This window comes from Ruminococcus sp. zg-924, from assembly GCF_024433635.1.
Classification (GTDB): domain Bacteria; phylum Bacillota; class Clostridia; order Oscillospirales; family Acutalibacteraceae; genus UBA7067.
Window position 1 is genome coordinate 1 of sequence record NZ_WNJZ01000035.1, and the last position, 1,345, is coordinate 1,345.

General features: G+C 35.2%; 2 protein-coding genes. Both read right to left on the bottom strand.

Going from position 1 to position 1,345, the window contains the following annotated elements:
- Window positions 1-63: 63 nt before the first annotated feature.
- Window positions 64-918, bottom strand: coding sequence for an IS3 family transposase (locus GMA13_RS10500; RefSeq protein WP_255884523.1), 855 nt, complete (start codon window positions 916-918; stop codon window positions 64-66).
- The gene (locus GMA13_RS10505; protein WP_255884524.1) at window positions 915-1,268 is read right to left on the bottom strand and encodes a hypothetical protein; all 354 of its coding nucleotides are present in this window, start codon (window positions 1,266-1,268) and stop codon (window positions 915-917) included. Before GMA13_RS10505 ends, GMA13_RS10500 begins: the two co-directional genes overlap by 4 nt.
- Between the last annotated feature and the right edge of the window lie 77 nt (window positions 1,269-1,345).

Consider the following 1,345-nt stretch of genomic DNA (forward strand, 5'->3'; position numbering starts at 1 on the left):
TGAACTGCCCCAAGTTATGCAGACAGTACAAAAAAGCCTACTTGATGTAGTTAAAATTAAAATTTAAGCAACAAACTGATTTCGTTTTTCTAGCGGAGTCAGTTTTGTTTTTGTTTGAATACGATATTTGTTGTAAAAGTTGATGTATTCACCTATGAGGAGGCTAGCCTCCTCATAGGTGGCGAGTTTGACTCTGTGGATACATTCTGTTTTGAGAATTGAAAAGAAATTTTCAGCTAAAGCATTGTCATATGGATTTCCTCGTCTTGACATTGATGGTGTAATGCCGTATGATTGTGTTAGCGTAAAATATTCATGCGAGACATATTGTGCGCCTTGGTCACTGTGGAGTTGCAGCTCTGCGGTGACCTTTTCATTTTTCATCGCTTTTTTGATTGTATCAAGTACAAGCTTCACTGTCATATCTTTTGACATATGGTAGGACACAATACTGTTGTCATACAAATCTCTAATTACTGATAGATAACACATTCCTTCTTTAGTTGGTATGTATGATATGTCTGTAACCCACTTTTGATTTGGTCTATCTGCATTGAATTCTCTGTTCAGTAGATTAGGATATTTATGTAGATGTTCTGATACATACTTAAACTTCTTTCTACGAACTACTGATAGCAAGTTGTACTTTTGCATCACACGAAGTACAGTTTTAGGATTACGGTATATTCCTTGTCTTTCAAGCCATATATGTACTCTGCGATATCCGTAAGTATTATTGCTTTCTTGCTGACATTCTCTTATCTTGTTAGCTAAAGGCAAATCTCTATCTTGGATATCCATTCGTTTCATAAACGCATAATATCCACTACGAGATACATTAAAAAATCTGCACATTTGACTGATGCTGTATTTATCCTTGTGCTTGAAAATTACTTGATACTTTATCGATGGCTTCACTTCCTTTCTATGAGCGAGAGAAAATCCCTCATTAACTCATTTTCCATTTCTAATCTTTTAATGTATCTATCTTTGCTTGCCATTACATATCTCATTTGTGCAAGCTTATCTAATTTTTGTATTGATGGCGGCAAGCCACAATCATTATTTTTGCATGGTCTGCCTTTTTTATGAATCGCTTGTCCTGCATCAATCATTCTTTGCTGCTTGTACCGTCTTTTGAAATATCCTCGTATTTGATCGTAACTCATGTCTAATTGATCGCCAATGGCTTTGTATGTCAATCCTTTTTCTCGCATACTTATTATTTCTGTTTCATATTCCTTTACATGTCGATAACTTCTTGGCATAAAAATATCCCTCCTGATGTATATTCTACATCAAGAGGGGTCTTTTTTCTATTGTCCATTTTTTACGGACTTGTTCA